This window comes from Glaciecola petra, assembly GCF_031846345.1.
GTDB classification, from domain to species: Bacteria; Pseudomonadota; Gammaproteobacteria; order Enterobacterales; family Alteromonadaceae; genus Glaciecola; species Glaciecola petra.
Window position 1 is genome coordinate 1,620,675 of record NZ_JAVRHX010000001.1, and the last position, 18,076, is coordinate 1,638,750.

The window sequence follows — 18,076 nt, forward strand, 5'->3', positions numbered from 1 at the left end:
GGCTAATCAGAGTTTAGACTGAGGGATAACATTAAATTCTCTAGAATTTCGTCAACATCAGTAAATGATTCTGTTTCGTAATAAACACTCATACTTGAGTCTACGCTAATTGTTTTGTTACTACTTTCATTCTTAAAAGTTTTGCCTAACGCTTCTTTAACCCGTTCGAAAAAGGATTCTGCAGAGTCTTCTTCAATATCTGTCAGGCATAGTACAAACTGACTAGACCCAATAATTCCTACAATATCCGAATCACGGGTCACATTTATCATCGTTTTTGTGATTTGTTTTAAAATATAATCGCGCTTATCTATGCCTATCTTTAAATTGACTTGAGTAAAGTTAGCAATATCGAAAATAGCTAATGCGTTGGTTTTGCCGTTACTAGGAGCCGACAGTCTATTCAAACTAGAAATAAGGCTAGCGCCAGTCATCAACCCCGTTATAGCGTCTATTCCTTTTGAAGCGGACTGTTTACGAGAAAATAAATACAGCACCCCAAAAGCGATAACTACCAAAACAAGGCCAACTAGCAACCATATGCTTACGTGCTCACCTTCATGTTGACTTAATTGGTTTTCCAATAGCTTTATTTCGTTTTGTAATGACGATACATTTAATACCCGATTAAACTCTTGTAGTTGAAGTTGTCTTCGTTTAAACAACTCGATAGTCGCCTCAAGATCTCTCGACGCAAGTTCGGTATTTCCCATAAACAAATGCAACCTAGTCGAGAAATGAAGATAATCGGCATGATTTCTGACCTGATTAATGTATTGCTCAGATTCGTTCTCTTCTATTTGAATAAAATCTTGCAGGCAAGCTTTGTCTTGGTTCAATAAACAGAGTTCTGCTTCAAACCATCTTAAAAAACCAGCATAGACAACACTTTGGGTTTGATCTTTTATAGCTCGCCAGTTTACTAACGTTGCTTCAAGTTTCTCTGAATTATTTTGAATGGCAAAAAACTTGGCTTCTGACAAATATTGAAGAAAGTTTGTTTGAACAGTATTTACATTTTGATTAAGCGCGATAAATCTTTCTAAAATTTGCTCTGCGTCTTCAATATTATGACTACTCATAGCTGCAGAAAAAGCACTAACCAAAATAGCTAATTTATTTTCATCTGTATAAATTGATTCTGCTTTCTCTACCGCTAACAAATATTGTGCTTGCGCTAAAGAATGTAATCCTATTTTACTATAATATAACCCTACACGGTTATGTGCATGAGCCATAGCCGCTTGGTCACCCGAGACCGTCACCTTTTCTAAAAGGTCAAATATCTTAATCAACAGCTCATCTACTTCCGATTTACCATGACTACATTCAGTCAATAAAGCGAGTGTTGCGCTTGTTTTTACATCAATATAACTTTCGGATGATAAGTCTTCTGCCAATCCATAATAAGTGCATTTGTCATCTACGCCTTGTACATCATATATAAAACCGTATTGATAAATCGCTGATGCATAATAATGTGATTCTCTATCTACATCATCGCTTGCCATTAATACTTTTAGCATTTCTTGAGCGTCTAAGAATTTACCTGCACAAATTAGAGCGTGGGTTTTTTGTGAATGCAATGCAAAACGCTGTTGGATACTAAGGTCGTCGCGCAATAAAATAGCTTCTATTTCTGAAAGCTTTTCGGGTACAGGACAATCAAAAGTAGGTGTATACGATTCATCTATGAAGTCTTGAATTTCGTCTGCCTGTGCCATCGATATAGACAAAACAAAAAGAGTAGCTAAAACACGCTTATACATATGAAACAACTGATAACTCCAATACACAAAAAATATAAGATCAAACCGATTAATCTTAATCCAATAGCTTATTGCTTGGGACGAACAAACTCAAGCAAAATAAACAATGAAACTATACTTTCGTATAGTAAAATTTCGCATATGAATACTAAACTTAAGTCTTAGACACAAAAAAACCAGCCAAATGGCTGGTTTCTTGAAATGGCGTCCCCTAGGGGATTCGAACCCCTGTTACCGCCGTGAAAGGGCGGTGTCCTAGGCCTCTAGACGAAGGGGACAAAACTTTCGTTTTGTCGAGTAACGACATTTAATCTACTTGATTTTGAGCCTAGTAAAATCAAGTTTAGCAAAACGCATTTTCATCGCAACGTACGCTAACGAAAATGGCGTCCCCTAGGGGATTCGAACCCCTGTTACCGCCGTGAAAGGGCGGTGTCCTAGGCCTCTAGACGAAGGGGACTATAAGTCCTTGTCAATGCTATGGTGGAGCCAGGCGGGATCGAACCGCCGACCTCTTGCATGCCATGCAAGCGCTCTCCCAGCTGAGCTATGGCCCCTTTGCTACTTTACAACAACACTTGGGTTTCCATATCGCATCTAGCTAGTCACGGAGCCAAACCATAAAGTCAGCAGACTTCCTTGACAGCGGGGCGCATTCTAGGCATCGAGCGGCTTTATGTCAACGGTTTTTTTAAGAATTCTCTCTATTTTTAATGAATTCTAAAGCCTTGTTTATTCTTTGCACAACTTGCTTTTTAGACAATAGATGAAGCGTCACATCCAAAGAGGGTGAATTCCCTGCCCCAGTAACTGCAACTCTCAAGGGCATCCCCACCTTTCCCATTCCCACTTCTAATTCTGTTGCGGTATTGTTAATCGCTTGTTGTATGTTTTCTGGCGTCCAACTTTCTAGATCAGATAATTTTGCTTGTACAGTCTCTAATGCTGTTCTCGCCACCGGGCGTAAATGTTTTTTGGCCGCGTTGGCGTCAAACTCTTCGTATTCCTCGTAAAAATAACGACTTATTTCAGCTAACTGCTTTAGGGTGTCTACACGGTCAGCTTGCACTTTAATCACGTCTTCTAGAGCCGGCCCATTTTCAATACTAATACCTTCTTGTTCAAAGTGCCAAATTGCATGTTTAGCAACTTCTGAGCTAGCAAGTGTTTTTATGTAATGCTGATTCAGCCAAATAAGCTTGTCTGTATTAAAAGCACTGGCTGACTTACTAATATTTTCTAGAGAAAATAGCGTTATCATTTCATCAACTGAAAATACTTCTTGGTCGCCGTGTGACCACCCTAGTCTAACTAAATAATTTATGACTGCTTGGGGTAAATAACCGTCGTCGCGATATTGCATAACACTCACAGCACCATGGCGCTTGGATAACTTCTTACCATCGTCGCCCAATATCATCGATACATGGGCATAAGTCGGCACAGGTGCCTCTAAAGCATTTAGAATATTTATTTGTCGAGGCGTATTATTGATATGATCTTCACCGCGCACAACATGCGTTATTCCCATTTCCCAATCATCGATAACAACACAAAAGTTATACGTGGGTGCGCCATCGGTACGTCGAATAATTAAATCGTCAAGTTCCGAATTAGCAATACTAATTTCACCTCGAACTTTGTCATTGAACACGACATTTCCGTCCAGCGGGTTTTTAAACCTAATTACATAGGCTTGTCCTTCAGGATGATCGCTACGATCGCGCCAAGTGCCAGGATAGCGAGGTTTTTCTCCCTTAGCTTCTTGCTCTTCTCTTATTTTATTTAGTTCATCCATGCTCATGAAGCACTTATAAGCGAGGCCTTTTTCAAGCAGTACATCAATAAAATGATTGTAACGATCAAATCGCTCTGTTTGATAAAACGGAGCTTTATCGTGGTCTAGCCCTAACCATTGCATACCGTCTAAAATAGCTTGCTTGGCATCGTCTGTAGAGCGTTCAATATCAGTATCTTCGATTCTAAGCACAAATTCCCCGCCTTGGCTTTTTGCGAACAACCAAGAATAAAGTGCGGTTCGGGCACCACCCACATGAAGGTAGCCGGTAGGGCTTGGAGCAAATCGGGTAACAACTGACATAAATAATCCTGAAAGTGAAAAACGCGCGTATTCTAACGTGTTGTGTAAATTAGCTAAAGCTGATTGTTCAAATAAATTACCTTTTCATACAAGAATTTGTAGACTTTTAATTTGACTAGTATAAGCAAGAGTTAATGATTAGCTTATTATTCAAGCAAATTTGTAAAATTTACGCCTTTTTTGCCAAAATCTGGTTGACACTTTTTACCGCAACTCTATAATACGCGTCCACTTCACACATACAGTGAGAAGTTGAAAATGATAACGGACGCTTAGCTCAGTTGGGAGAGCATCGCCCTTACAAGGCGAGGGTCACTGGTTCAAGCCCAGTAGCGTCCACCACTTTTTCTTCGACAGTTTCAAACAGATGGACGCTTAGCTCAGTTGGGAGAGCATCGCCCTTACAAGGCGAGGGTCACTGGTTCAAGCCCAGTAGCGTCCACCACTCCCTACCTTTTTACACTTAACACGCTTTTTTCAAGTTCGGAAATCCTACAATCTTTCTAAACCGACACTACATTGACTACAAAATATAGCGAATCGGGTAAAGGCGCAGAAAGGGCCCAAGCGATTTTCCCTAAATTATCAATCTCGTGTAATCCTCAATAACGCTTTACTTGTTCAAACACCCTGTCAGGGCGATAAAATTCCAGCATGCTATTGGGTTTATTTTGCATAATCTCTTGCGCCGCAAGCTTGCCAATTAATGGGGCTAAAGTCACGCCACTATGCGTCACAGCAATATATACATTAGGTGCATTCTTTGAGTAACCTAACACCGGATGACCATCCAGCGGCAATGGTCGCCAACCAATAAATACGTCCTTTATTTCGGCGTTTGACATTGCTGGAATGTATTGAGTGGCAATATCAATAATACGCTGCGCATGTTGCTTTGCTAATATTTCGTTTGGATAACTATTTGGGCGATCAACTAAACGCACTTGATGCGCTTGAGTTTTAGGCGCTCCTTCCTGTTCTCCTAACACAATTGTGCCATCTAAGCGCTGATGAATGTGTACTCCCGGCGCTACCAAAATACCGTTTAAAAGGGGTTTCATTGGCTTACTAACTACAATTATACCCGGCGTGGTGCGTTGAGGTATTGATACTTTTGCGATAGACGCGATAACGTCAGAAGCTGCTCCTACAGCAAGCACCAATGTATGGTAGGGTAAATCACCACAGCTTGTTTTAGCGAAGGACTGTTCTGCACTTGTTTGAACACTCAACAGTTTACATGGGTATTTTACGGTTGCGCCTAATTGTTTTGCCGCTGTCAGCAACTTTTTGGTTGCCAACACAGGATCGACTGCCCCGTCTCTGGGTGAACTTGCTACAAACTTGGTATCACCAAATTGCACATTAGGTTCTCTTTGTTCTGCTTCGCTTAAGTCAAGTATTTCTGCGGGCTCACCCCAACGTTGCTGTTCAGCTATTTGTGCCACTAATTTTTGCTGACGCTCTGCAGCATCAAACCATTCAAGAGAGCCCTTAAACTTAACAGGAATACTTAACTTATTTGATATTTCATGCCAATAACGTGTGCTTTTCTGATTGAGCGCATGATAATGCTGTGGTTGTTTTGCCCATGACGCGTTTATCCATGCAAAAGTACCTCTTGAGGAATGACTCGCGGGCCCTTCCATATCTATTATCGTTACCTCTTTTCCAGCTAACGCTAGATGATAAGTAATCGAAGCGCCCACAATACCTGCTCCCACTACCACAACTCGTTTTTCTTCTGCAAGTGAATGCCTCGCACTAATTGCCAGCATTACAATAATTATGAAACCAATAAATTTGTGCATACTCTTACCTCAAATTAAAAATACAGACCATAGACACCTGCACTATTTACGCGGCAAACATTATCTTAAACTATATATGACAAGGTTTATTTAGTATTTTCAGTTCAATTGTGGCAACTCGCTAATTTTCTCAATTAAATAATCGATAAACACCCTCACTTTAGGTGTTAAAACATTAGATTTTGGATAAATTAGCCAAACGGCTGATTCATCTTCTATGTGATAATCTGGCAGTACCCGCACCAGTGAGCCGTCGAGCAAATCTGTGTGAATGTTCCAAGTTGAACTCATACATATTCCAACACCGGCTTTTGCGGCAATTCGACTACTAGCCCCATCATCGCAAATAACTCTCGATTTAGCATGTGGCGGCGGAAATGAATGTAGATTCTTATTCGTTTTAGCACGCAACTTTCTGGGCTTAGTATGCATAAAAACCAATAATTGATGTGACATTAAATCATCTGGCGTTTTAGGCATTCCATATTTTTCAATATAACTAGGGGAAGCACATAAAATTCTGGTATCACTAGCCAGCCTTCTGCCTATTAAACTGCTATCTGGCACAGCAAAATTTCGTAGCGCTAAATCATAGCCACCTTCTATTAAGCTAACCTGTGTATCCGATAGTCGCATTTCTAAATTAACCTGAGGATAACGTTCCAAAAACTCCGGTAAGATTGGCGCTATGTAAAGTTGCGCAAAGGTACTCGAAGCGGCGAATCGCAAGTTACCACTTATTTTTGTTGTACCGCGTCCTAATGCGGCAAGCGCATTGTCGTGTTGCGCCAAAATTTCGTTTGCAAAAGGCAAAAACTCTGTCCCTTCTACAGATAAAGTGACTTTACGAGTTGAACGATGGAATAAGTCTGCACCTAATTCAATTTCTAACTTTGAAAGCCGCGCACTAGCAACTGAAGGTACTAATCCAAGTTGACGGCCTGCCGCACTAATATTTAATGATTTTGCCGCCAATACAAAAAGCTGAATTGCTTTGATATCCATTGATTATCCTTAAAAACAGAATTCTTATTTCATTTATACGTCATTTATACATTAATTGGAAAGTATTAGTATAAGCAAACAGTCAATCAATTGATCAGGATATGGGCCATGAGCAAAACAATTTTATTAACCGGTGGTACAGACGGCATAGGGTTTGAAACGGCAAAAAAGCTTGTTTTACGTGGGCACACAATCCTACTGCATGGACGCAATCCACAAAAGCTTGAGGATACAAAAGCGTTACTTATGCGTCTGAATAAATCTGCCCAGATACGAACATACCGAGCTGATTTTTCTAAGATGACAGAAGTAGAGCAGTTGATAAGGTCTATTACATCAGACTATCAAAGTATAGATGTGCTTATTAACAATGCTGGAGTTTTCAAAACTAGCGCAACAATAAACGACGCGAATCTAGATGTACGTTTTATAGTAAACACAATAGCGCCTTACGCCTTAACCAAAGGCCTTTTAAGCTTATTCGACAATACAAGTAGAGTGATTAATCTTTCTTCAGCGGCGCAATCAAGCGTTGACTTGGCAGCATTACAGGGAAAGAAAGTCATGTCGGATAACAACGCCTACGCGCAGAGTAAATTAGCGATTACCATGTGGACATTTCAATTAGCAGCATTACTTGGTGAAACTGGACCCTCTTTAATTGCTGTCAATCCCGCTTCTTTTCTGGGCAGCAAAATGGTGAAAGAGGCTTACGGCTCTGATGGCAAAGACCTCACTATAGGTGCTGATATATTAGTTAATGCTGCCTTAAATGATGAGTTTGCTCATGTAAAAGGTCGGTATTTTGACAATGACATTGGTACATGGGCACAGCCGCACACGGACGCTCTAGACAACAGTAAAAATGAAGAGCTTGTAAATACCATTGAAGCAATCATTAAGCAGCTAAAACAACCTTCTCATTAACTCAAAACATAAACCCATTAAATATTTAATAAGGAAAAATCAATGAAAGCCATGATCGTAAAAGAATTTGGTGGCACTGACGCTTTTGAAAAAGCAGAGGTTCTGAAACCAGAAATCAAACCGGGTCATGTACTCGTCAAAATTGCTGCGTCTAGTGTAAATACTGTTGACACAATGATTCGTCAAATGGGTGCAGAACTACCATTATCACCAGCAGCGCCAGCAATATTAGGCATGGACTTTGCTGGCACCGTTGAAGCCTTAGGCGAAGGCGTAAATAGGTTTAACATTGGTGATGAGGTTTATGGGTGTGCTGGTGGTTTGGCCGATCTACCCGGTACACTTGCTGAATATATTGTTGCTGATACAAATTTAATTTCCTTAAAACCTACTAATTTGTCGATGAGAGAATCAGCCGCACTGCCGCTTGTTGGCATCACAGCCTACGAAGGCTTAGTGAGAGCTGGAGTAAAAGCAGAACAGAGTGTTTTGGTGCATGGTGGTACAGGCGGTGTAGGTCATGTGGCAGTGCAATTAGCAAAACACTTTGGCGCTGATGTATATTCAAGCTGTGGAAGTGACGAGCAATTTACTTTGATTGAAAGCTTAGGCGCAACCCCTATCAATTATCGCAACGAAAGCGTTGAAAGTTACGTCCAAAAACACACCAATGGAAATGGCTTCGATGTCATATTTGACTCTGTTGGAGGGGCGAATATGACTAACTCTTTTGAAGCAGCAGCATTGAATGGACAAATTGCCACCACCGTTTCAATGCTAGAAATTGACCTCACAACTGCTCATTTTAAAGGCTTGTCACTTCATGTGGTATTTATGCTTATTCCCATGTTGCACAACTATAAACGCCAAGAGCATGCTAAAATTTTACATACATTAGCAACAATTTGCGAGCAAGGTAAGCTAAAACCTCTTCTTGATGAAACCGCATTTACGCTGGAAGATATTGGAAAAGCGCATGAACGTTTAAGCAGCGGCAAGGCGATTGGTAAAGTAGTCGTAAGCGTATAGTAAATAGCGCACAATCGAGGCGTTTTTAGCCTCGATTGCTTGGCAATAAGCTAGATTTCGGTTCAAGGCGAGATCGAATAAAACGCGCTTTTACAAATTATAATCAGCTTATTTTAACCAAATAACGTCCAACTACTTGCCCTTTAAAAAAACGGTCTAAGTATTCTGGCGTTTGGTCTAAACTGATTTCTTCACAATAACTCGACAAATTAGCTAATTTCATATCGCTAGCCACTCGCGACCAAACAGCTTGTTTATCTGCTAAGGGAATATATACAGAATCCACACCCAGTAGTGATATACCTCGTGTTATAAACGGTAAAACCGTCATTGATAGCATCGGAGATGATGCTAATCCACAGCTCGCTACAGCGCCACCTGACTTTACTTGCTTTAGTAAGTTGGCCAAGTAATCGCCACCCAAGGTATCAATCGCGTTCGCCCATAGTTCACGACCCGCAGGTTTGTCTTGCACTTTGTTTATTTCGTCACGATGCAACACTTCACTCGCTCCGAGTTTTATAAGATAGTCACTTTTTTCAGGCTTTCCCGAAAACGCAACAACCTCATAGCCAAGTTGTTTTAGTAAAGCAACGCTGATACTCCCTACTCCGCCGGTTGCGCCGGTGACAGCTACTTTACCTTGGCTTGGTTGCATGCCCATTTTTTCTAATTTTTGGATACATAATGCTGCTGTTACACCACCTGTGCCGTAAATCATACTTTCGCGCAAACTAAGTGTAGAAGGACAAGCTACCGCCCAATCAGCTGGTATAGATATCTTTTGCCCAAGGCCACCGGCAGTGTTCATACCTAAATCATATCCAAATACCAGAACCTCTTGCCCTGGTTCAAAGCTTCCTGACTCATCACTCACTACAACACCTGCTGCATCTATCCCAGGAGTATGCGGATATTGCTGAGTAATACGTTTATTACCATTAGCGGACATAGCGTCTTTGTAGTTTAAAGAGGAATATTTAACGTCTATTACTAATTCATTATTTGGTAAATCCTTGATATTTCGTTCCACTATTGTTTTCGTAAAAGTTTTTTCGCTAGTTTCCTCTACAACTAAAGCTTTGAATGTAGTATTTGCTGACATTATTTTTCCTTTATGTTTAGGCTTTGTTTTTAGACGCTATTGATTGAGTAATGCATTGAAAGCAAGGTTTAGAGAACACTGTCATCCTAGTTTACTTTCTTAATCTCATTATAGTGACTAGATTACCTAAAATAACAATAGTTTCTAGCAATATACCACCAATGGATAAGATCATGGCGTTGTGTGTTAACCAGCAAATGGCACCAAATATAAACGCCAAACGCATGCGAATGCCCTGCAAAAAGAAAATACTAAAAGTACCAAAGCAAGAACCCAAAATAGGTAAAATACTTAGTGGGGATTGATACAAATATGCCCCCCAAGCAATGTTAATAACAATAAAAATAACGCCTAGCCAAACTTTATTGTATTTCAGTGAGATGAATGTACGAATTAAGTTAAGCAAATTGGCGGCGCTTGCGGTGGCCGCTCCCATGAGATAAAAGTGAATCACTTGGCTGGCGAAAAGACAAAGCATATAAAGCTTTAGTTTGTCGTCGTTTTTTTGGAGAAAAGTCACTAAACCAAAAACAAACGCCAAAAGACCAAAGCCTTGAGCAACTAATGACCCAAAATTATTTTCCATATTGTATAGGTATCACTATTGGCTATTTACTAATTTATTCATCAACACCTTCGTTTTTTATTGTTGTGCTTATATCGTATATGCGCTTTAAGATATTACACTAAGCATTAGAATATGAGTATACTTTCATGTTAAGGCTAAATATTTAATTAGCATCAAGCTAAATACACAACTAAGCTATCGCATATTGATAAAAGATAGGAATCTCAATGAATAAAAACGCCCCGTTCCAAATCAAAGCAACAATGATATTGCTAATATCTATGATCATTTTGACCGCATGCTCAAAAGACAATACGCCTATAGATACTGACTTTGACAAAGCAAAGGTAAAAGAAGCGGTCGCATATGGACGCTTTGTGCCTGAGCGCAATGACGATTTCGCTTGGGAGAATGATAAAGTTGCTTTTAGAGTCTATGGCCCTGCAGCTCCGCTTAAAGGGCACTCTAGTGGCGTCGATGCATGGTTTAAAAGGGTGGAATATTCCATCATTGACAAATGGTACAAGAATCATCTAAGTGGTATTTCGTATCACACTGATCATGGCGAAGGCTACGACCCGTATCATACAGGCATTAGCAGAGGCGTTGGTGCCACCGCTATTTGGGTAGATAACAAACCATACGCAGCCCACAGTTTCAAACGCTATACAATACACGAAAGTGGTGGCAATAAGGTTTCATTTACTTTGGAATATGAATGGTACACACCGCTAGGCATCGTTAAAGAATTGAAAACGATAACATTACCATTAGGCTCACAATTATTTTCAGTTGATTCTGTATTTACTCTTGACGGTGAACCCGCAATTTTACCTATCGCGATTGGTGTGACAAGTCATGACGAAAAAGCCCAAGTATATTCAAATAAAGAAACAGGTCGTATTTCGACATGGGAAGTCATACATGATTATGGCGTTGGTACAGGCGCCATTATGGAGCCTAGTTTAATTGATGACATTCAGCATATTACAAGCGACATAAAAGACGAAAGTCACATTTGGATATTTACTACAACAGATGCGAATGGAAAATTGTCCTATAAGGCTGGATTTGCTTGGGAGCATGCAAACGAGATTACGAGCAATGAACAATGGGTCGCTTATTTAGATAATTTTTAAACCAAATTATCTTCTGCTTGTTGTTGCGCCAACATACTTAACTCCGCCGCTTTGAATACGTGTTCTTGCGACATTGAGTTTTGTGTTCTGTTAATACAATCAAGTATGAGTTGCCCAAAAAAGGGAAAGCTTGATTGACCTGTACAATCAAGCTCGTGCTCGCCGTTTTCGTCGGTCAAAAACAACTTTGAAGATGGGGCTTGGCGCGCTACGTCGTGATATTTTCGGCACTCAATATTCCCTTTGGTGCCTACAATGAATGTTCGCCCGTCTCCCCACGTTGCTTGTCCTTTAGGCGTAAACCAATCAACACGCGTATAAAACGAAGCACCATTGCTCGCTGTCATTGAAATTTCACCAAAATCCTCTAAGCCAGGTTTATCAGCATTATCAAGGTTTGCGACTCGAGCAAAGTTAATATTGGCGTCGCTCACATTTGCATATGTTAAGAACTGTTCGACCTGATGTGAACCTATGTCGGTCAATATCCCTCCATATTGGTGCTTGTCGAAGAACCACTCAGGGCGAGTTTCTTTAGATAATCGATGTGGTGCAAGATTGAGTACTTGAATAACACGACCAATGGCACCTGCTTCGATCAACTCACCGGCTCTCCAAGCAGCCTCATTATGCAAGCGTTCAGCATAATATACTGAATAAAATTGTCGTGTCTGTTGAGCGACTTTTTTCACCTCTGACAACTGCGCTAAGGTGGTAAAAGGAGATTTGTCGGTAAAATAGTCTTTCCCAGCCAACATAACTTGTTTACCGATACCTGCTCGCAAATTTGGAATAGCGGCTGACACAACAAGCTTAGTGTCTGTATCTGACAATATTTGTTCAAAACTTTGTGCCACAAGCGCTTTTGGATATTTTTCACAAAAATCTTTAAGTCTTTTTTGATCAGGATCGTATACATATTTTAAGGTCGCACCCGCTTGCAACAGGCCATTTGTTTGACCATTAATATGACCATGATCTAAAAATGCGACTGAAAAATGAAACTCCCCTGCTTTAACAACCTTATTTACTTTGCCAACGGGCGCATAGTTAGCACCGTCTTTTATATCTGTTTTTTGCACTCAAATGCCCTTAAGAAAAATTGATCCATACAGAATACGAAACACTGGCCAATACCGTGATTATGCATGCCATCATGGCTATATTGAATAAGTATCGTTTGATTCCCCTAGGCATCGCTTCGCCTAAATAATCAGGTTTATTGTGCAATACAGCCCAACCAATATAAGCGACAGGTAACAAAAAACCGCATATTGCAGAAGTTGGCAAAACAACATAAGCGCCCATGGTTGACCATACAAACACACCCAAAATTGCCGGAGTGGGTGCTAACAGTGCTAGCTTATATTTTAGATTGCCCTCTTTCCACTTAAACATTGCTGCAGCTGCCGAGCCACAGCACAGCATATGCATGACCAAAGAGCCCACTGCCATGCCTAAAATACCAAAAGCAAAAATAAGTCTGCTTGTGACTTCATCTAAGCCTGCTGACATAAACATTTTGCCCGCTTGAGTCGGGCTAAGCTTTCCTTGAATATCGACACCGCCATCAAAAAATGCACCGGCTGCTGCAATAGATATTAAACTGGTCACCAATATATAGGGCACGACCAATCCCAAGCCAATATCATAACGTGAGAGCGCTACATGGGAAGGTGTCCATTTTTTATGTAAAAGTGTGAACCCATAAATAAAGGTCATATTTATGCCTACGGCGCTACCCAAAGCTGCCATTAATACGGTCACTCCTTGGCTGTCGTTGGGTAGAGAGCTAGGTATATAACCAGCCAGAACTGCTCCCCAGTCAATTTTCCCATTTAAACTGGCACTTATCACTACCCAAGAAAAAGCTAAAATAACCATTCCACTTAATAATTTAATACCCATTTCAAATATGACAATGGTATTAGTTTTGCCCAAATGAGTCCCTTCTGCATTGGAGTCTGATTCATCACTTCCAGCTCTTTTACCATAATTCCATGCGGTAAATGCACACAAGGCCCAAACAGTAATTGCTAAAATCAATAAATAAATATTGCGTAAATTGTTATTTTCCTCGTTAACAGAAAAGCCTGTTGATACCACAATGATTTCTTCCAACATAGCCGCACTTAGGGGGTAGTGAGCAAAGCCCCAAATGATGCTAGACGCAAAAGCCGCAATTGCCCAGCTATAGGCAATCGGTTTATTAACGTGTTTTTTCATAGACTCAAACGGAGACGCCTGAGTATGTAGGGTTTGATAAGAAAGCGCGAATAGCATAACGCAACCAATCAGCATGGCTATTGGCTGCACCCATAAAAACTCATAGCCAAATAATGCCCCAATGGTTAATGAAGTAACCGCACTGCCACCGCCAAGTGTCATTGCCCCTTGCAACCAACCAGGGCCACTTAATGCAAAATACTTTGGCATACGCACAAACCAAGCTTGATTATTTAACGCTTCAAGCACCTGTGCCTCGGAGTTTTGTGCCTTAACTCCTCTCGTTGCCATAGAAGAGGGCTCTGTTTCTAACTGCTCTTTCATTATAAATCCTTATACTTCAACGATAAGAAGCCGACATGTCAACATTTGCCTTACGCAATGACTTTGTTCTTAACGATGAGCTAGCTATTTTCAGATCAAGGTTTTGCTGATATTCACTGCGGTCAAGCGGTAAACTTACTTCGGTATTTTGCCAAGTTGACAGCAACATCGCATTGGCAATATCGAGTGAAGCAAGGCCATCAGCAGCAGGTGCAATCAATTCTTCGTTTTTGTCTATCGCTGCCACAAAATTACTCATAATGACGGCATGTTGATTAACCGCCTCCTCAATTTCAATATTTTCCTTGTCAGTGTCTGGCATGCCAAACATATCATCGGTTTGTTGACTAAATTCTGCCGTGCTAACACTGTTAGTGCAAAGACTTAAGCGGCCTGAGTTAAACATCAAAGAAGCTTTATCACCTATAATATCAAAACGATTGATACCAGGCGCTTCGCCAGTAGAGCCTATAAATAGTCCAGTAGCACCATTGGGATAACGCAAAAATGCAGTGACTTCGTCTTCGACTTCAATATTATGATATTTGCCAAATTCGCAAAACGCCTTGATTTTGTTTGGCAACCCACAAATCCATTGAAAAACATCGAGATTGTGAATGGCCTGATTAACGAGCAACCCGCCTCCTTCACCTTTCCACGTGGCTCGCCAGTCGCTCACTTGGTAGTAAATTTCAGGGCGAAACCAATTAGTCATGGTCCAGTGCGTTCTCTGAATATTACCTAACAGGCCACTGTCGACTATATCTTTCATTTTAGCGAAAACAGGGTCAGTTCGTTGATTAAGCATTAAAGCGAAAACTGTTTTTGAAGACTGACAAGACAGCAACACCTCCCCTTCATAGGAAGATAATCCTATTGGTTTTTCTAACATGACATGCACATTTTGCTCTAACGCATATTTTGCAATCTCAAAATGCGACATAGTGGGCGTAGCAATAATGACGGCATCAACCTCCTTGGCATTTACTAAGTCTTGATAATGAGTGTAGTGATTAATATTGTGTGTTTGTTTATAGTGCAAACTCAATGCATTTTGGTCGCGAGAACAAACAGCGCTAACACATGCACCGGCCACTTTGCGTTCCAATATATTAGAAATATGTTGTTGAGCGATATTACCTAAACCCACCACGCCAATATTTATTGTTTTTTTCGCCTCATTTTTTATCATTATTTTATTCAATCCTACCAATCATTTTAAGCAAGCTTCGTTAGTCTAGTTCAGTAATATAAACGTTGCGAAACTTAATAATGTTATCTGTTTCTCCGGTTTCAATGAGCTTTTTACTGCCGTGATGTTGTAAGCCCACTAAACCTTGGCTATCGGTGTTGTCAATAACATGAGTGGTTAAAATGCCATTTACAAATATTTTTATTTCATCACCTTTGCATTCAATTCGGTACTTGTTCCATTCTAAGTGACGATAGGCATTTGCTAATTCCTCACTCCATTCAGGTATGTAGTTTTCAACAAATTTTTCATCCGGATGAGAGCGCGTATCGTGCAAGGGGTGCAACCACTGTCTGCGACCTTGATCATAAAATCCACCGCTCCATTTTCGCGCGCTGGGGTCAACTTCTGCTTGGTATCCAACCGCCACCATGCCATTGTCTTGTTGTTGTGTTTGTGCTCGGAAAATGATGCCAGAATTACTATATTCCTGAACATCTGGTAACAGAACCTCTGCTTCAAAAACAAAATCACTATATTCACGTTTGGTAGTGAAAAACCAGTTCTCAGTAGAAGATAATACTAGCTCACCATTTTCGTATGTTGCCGTCCCATAGTCATATATATTTTCAAATTGACTGAGATTTGCATCTAGCAGATAAATACGGTTGTTGCTCGAACACGATAATAAGCCAAACACAATCGCAATTGTTATCAATACCTTTGCGTACATTCTTTTTATCTCCTCTCTTTATTGCCAATCATTATGATCATTGCTTTGTATAGCTTACATCCTTTGTTTGCCAAATCATTTCAAACTATATCTTTTCCGGCCAAAGCGTAATAGGATTATGCATAAATTATCCTAGGTTAGATACATTATATGTTGGAAAAACGTTGGCAACAGTTGAATTTTATAATTTTGAATAAACATCGATTTGAAGGCGCATTATTGTTAATGCCTGCCCGATAATGGATGTAAAAAAATTGATTACAGATTTTCAAGCAAATTCCAGTATAATTAGCGCCTTCCAAATAAACGGTATTGATGTCATTACCGTTCCAATTGAAGATTAATAAACATGCGAAGTTCTCGCTTTCCAATTAATGAAAATAGCGCATTTAACTGGCGTGTTTTAAGCAAATTATGGCCATTTTTAACAGAGTTTAAGACCCGAGTTTGGCTTGCTCTTGGTTGCCTTGTTGGCGCAAAACTAGCTAGTGTCACACTACCTTTTGTACTCAAGCATATTGTTGACAATCTCAATTTGGAAAGTGCGGCAGAAACCCTGTTAGCTATCATTATTAGTCTCATTATTGCTTATGGCGCTTTACGCTTAGCAAACGTCCTTTTTGGCGAAATACGCGATATGCTATTTGGTCGGGTAACAGAGCGAGCAATGCGACGGATTGGTTTAAAAGTATTCAACCACCTTCATCGTCTTGATTTAGATTTCCATTTATCAAGACAAACGGGAGGGTTATCAAGAGATATTGAACGAGGCACTAGTGGCATTAGTTTCTTGATGCGCTTTATGGTGTTTAATATAGGTCCTACTCTGCTTGAAATTGCCATGGTTATCGCCGTGCTTTTATACAACTACGGTTTCACATTTGCGACTGTAATTTTGTCGTCAGTTATCATCTATGTAACGTTTTCAATTAAGGCAACAGATTGGCGTACCAAGTATGTAAAGGAGCTAAATCAAGCCGATAATCTTTCGAACACTCGGGCCATAGACAGCTTATTAAACTTTGAAACCGTAAAATACTTTAACAATGAAGAATATGAAGCTTCTCGCTACGATGTGGGCCTAGCAAATTGGGAAAACGCCCGACGCAAAAATAGGTTGTCTTTGTTTGCCCTGAACGGCGGCCAAGCGCTTATTATTGCGATTGCAATGACCTCTATGCTTGCTTTGGCGGCTATTGAAGTAGCAAATGGTGCTATGACCATCGGTGACTTTGTACTGGTCAACGCATTTACGATGCAAATTTTTATGCCGCTTAATTTTTTGGGCTTTGTTTACCGAGAAATTCGGGGATCACTTACTAATATCGAAAACCTTTTTGAATTACTCGAAAAAACACCCAAAATTGAAAACAAAGCTGATGCGAAAGATCTAAATGTCTCTCAAGGTGAAATCACCTTCAAAAACGTTAGTTTTAAATACCATGACAAACGCGACATCATAAAAGATATTTCTTTTACTATTAAGCCAGGCTCTAAGGTTGCGTTTGTAGGAGAAAGTGGTACTGGCAAATCGACCTTGGTAAAACTTTTGTTTAGGTTTTATGATATCACCAAAGGACAGATCTTAATTGATGGACAAGATATAAAAACGGTCACTCAAGAGTCTTTACGTAAGCATATTGGGATTGTCCCTCAAGACACCGTGCTGTTTAATGACACCTTGAATGAAAATATAAAGTATGGCCAACCAAATGCTAGCCAGCAGGAGATTGACGAAGCAATAGAGCTCGCTCACTTACGCGATTTTATAAGCAAGTTACCAGACAAAGAAAACACGCAAGTTGGCGAACGAGGTTTAAAACTTAGCGGCGGCGAAAAACAACGTGTAGCCATTGCCCGCACAATTCTTAAACGTCCGCCTATAATGGTATTTGATGAAGCCACTTCGTCACTTGATTCACAATCTGAACGCCTTATCTTAAAAGCATTGAGTAATATCTCTGAGGGACACACAAGCTTTGTGGTTGCCCACAGACTCTCAACGATTATTGACGCTGATTGTATTTTTGTATTAAAAGATGGCCAAATTGTTGAGCAAGGAAACCACAAACAACTACTTGATAAGCATGGGGTTTATGCTGATTTATGGGCGACTCAGAGCAAAAACATTCCAACTAATACCTAAA

At 40.2% G+C, this 18,076-nt stretch carries 14 protein-coding genes and 5 tRNA genes; 6 read left to right on the forward strand and 13 right to left on the reverse strand.

The genetic code is table 11. The features are described from left to right. Positions 1–2: 2 nt before the first annotated feature. The 5 genes from RM552_RS07140 to gltX all read right to left on the reverse strand — a co-directional run bounded on the left by RM552_RS07140 (position 3) and on the right by gltX (position 3,870). Complete coding sequence (locus tag RM552_RS07140; protein ID WP_311368079.1) at positions 3–1,769, reverse strand: diguanylate cyclase domain-containing protein; 1,767 nt, start codon at positions 1,767–1,769, stop codon at positions 3–5. 202 nt (positions 1,770–1,971) lie between these two features. Beyond that, a tRNA-Glu gene (locus RM552_RS07145) sits at positions 1,972–2,047 on the reverse strand. Between the two features lie 106 nt (positions 2,048–2,153). After that, positions 2,154–2,229 (reverse strand) — tRNA-Glu (locus tag RM552_RS07150). Between the two features lie 21 nt (positions 2,230–2,250). Then, positions 2,251–2,326: transfer RNA gene (locus tag RM552_RS07155), tRNA-Ala, on the reverse strand. Positions 2,327–2,460: 134 nt separating this feature from the next. Continuing rightward, the gene (gene gltX / locus RM552_RS07160) at positions 2,461–3,870 is read right to left on the reverse strand and encodes a glutamate--tRNA ligase (protein WP_311368080.1); all 1,410 of its coding nucleotides are present in this window, start codon (positions 3,868–3,870) and stop codon (positions 2,461–2,463) included. 266 nt (positions 3,871–4,136) lie between these two features. Here gltX and RM552_RS07165 point away from each other — a divergent pair. Together RM552_RS07165 and RM552_RS07170 are read left to right on the forward strand one after the other, a co-directional pair. Then, a tRNA-Val gene (locus RM552_RS07165) sits at positions 4,137–4,212 on the forward strand. A gap of 27 nt (positions 4,213–4,239) precedes the next feature. Further along, positions 4,240–4,315 (forward strand) — tRNA-Val (locus RM552_RS07170). Positions 4,316–4,472: 157 nt separating this feature from the next. Here RM552_RS07170 and RM552_RS07175 read toward each other — a convergent pair. Then, a complete protein-coding gene (locus RM552_RS07175; protein WP_311368081.1) occupies positions 4,473–5,681 on the reverse strand; it encodes an NAD(P)/FAD-dependent oxidoreductase in 1,209 nt (402 codons plus the stop codon). Between the two features lie 99 nt (positions 5,682–5,780). Continuing rightward, positions 5,781–6,686, reverse strand: a complete 906-nt coding sequence (locus tag RM552_RS07180; RefSeq protein WP_311368082.1) for a LysR family transcriptional regulator — start codon at positions 6,684–6,686, stop codon at positions 5,781–5,783. A 108-nt stretch (positions 6,687–6,794) separates the two neighbouring features. Here RM552_RS07180 and RM552_RS07185 point away from each other — a divergent pair, with 108 nt between their 5' ends. Together RM552_RS07185 and RM552_RS07190 are read left to right on the forward strand one after the other, a co-directional pair. Further along, entirely contained in the window at positions 6,795–7,613 is an 819-nt protein-coding gene (locus RM552_RS07185) for an SDR family NAD(P)-dependent oxidoreductase (RefSeq protein ID WP_311368083.1), read from the forward strand. A 42-nt stretch (positions 7,614–7,655) separates the two neighbouring features. Beyond that, positions 7,656–8,642 carry a zinc-dependent alcohol dehydrogenase family protein gene (locus RM552_RS07190; protein ID WP_311368084.1) on the forward strand — a complete coding sequence of 329 codons (987 nt, stop codon included), beginning with the start codon at positions 7,656–7,658 and terminating at the stop codon, positions 8,640–8,642. A gap of 103 nt (positions 8,643–8,745) precedes the next feature. On the opposite strand, the gene RM552_RS07195 is transcribed toward RM552_RS07190, so the two are convergent. Continuing rightward, positions 8,746–9,747: an oxidoreductase gene (locus RM552_RS07195; protein WP_311368085.1), complete on the reverse strand. Its 1,002-nt coding sequence runs from the start codon at positions 9,745–9,747 to the stop codon at positions 8,746–8,748. 91 nt (positions 9,748–9,838) lie between these two features. Beyond that, positions 9,839–10,333, reverse strand: coding sequence for a YgjV family protein (locus RM552_RS07200; RefSeq protein ID WP_311368086.1), 495 nt, complete (start codon positions 10,331–10,333; stop codon positions 9,839–9,841). A gap of 209 nt (positions 10,334–10,542) precedes the next feature. Here RM552_RS07200 and RM552_RS07205 point away from each other — a divergent pair, with 209 nt between their 5' ends. After that, positions 10,543–11,454 (forward strand): DUF4861 family protein, encoded by a 912-nt coding sequence (locus tag RM552_RS07205; RefSeq protein ID WP_311368087.1) that lies wholly within the window; start codon positions 10,543–10,545, stop codon positions 11,452–11,454. Here RM552_RS07205 and RM552_RS07210 read toward each other — a convergent pair. The 4 genes from RM552_RS07210 to RM552_RS07225 are packed head-to-tail and all read right to left on the reverse strand — an operon-like array spanning position 11,451 to position 15,929. Further along, positions 11,451–12,536 carry a Gfo/Idh/MocA family protein gene (locus RM552_RS07210; RefSeq protein WP_311368088.1) on the reverse strand — a complete coding sequence of 362 codons (1,086 nt, stop codon included), beginning with the start codon at positions 12,534–12,536 and terminating at the stop codon, positions 11,451–11,453. The genes RM552_RS07205 and RM552_RS07210 overlap by 4 nt on opposite strands. Before the next feature lie 10 nt (positions 12,537–12,546). Beyond that, positions 12,547–14,004 (reverse strand): divalent metal cation transporter, encoded by a 1,458-nt coding sequence (locus RM552_RS07215; protein ID WP_311368089.1) that lies wholly within the window; start codon positions 14,002–14,004, stop codon positions 12,547–12,549. Between the two features lie 16 nt (positions 14,005–14,020). After that, positions 14,021–15,196 carry a Gfo/Idh/MocA family protein gene (locus RM552_RS07220; protein WP_311368090.1) on the reverse strand — a complete coding sequence of 392 codons (1,176 nt, stop codon included), beginning with the start codon at positions 15,194–15,196 and terminating at the stop codon, positions 14,021–14,023. A 40-nt stretch (positions 15,197–15,236) separates the two neighbouring features. Then, complete coding sequence (locus RM552_RS07225; RefSeq protein ID WP_311368091.1) at positions 15,237–15,929, reverse strand: 3-keto-disaccharide hydrolase; 693 nt, start codon at positions 15,927–15,929, stop codon at positions 15,237–15,239. Positions 15,930–16,278: 349 nt separating this feature from the next. On the opposite strand from RM552_RS07225, the gene RM552_RS07230 reads away from it, so the two are divergent. Then, on the forward strand, positions 16,279–18,075 hold the full coding sequence (locus RM552_RS07230; RefSeq protein ID WP_311368092.1) for an ABCB family ABC transporter ATP-binding protein/permease: 1,797 nt from the start codon (positions 16,279–16,281) through the stop codon (positions 18,073–18,075). Position 18,076 lies beyond the last annotated feature (1 nt).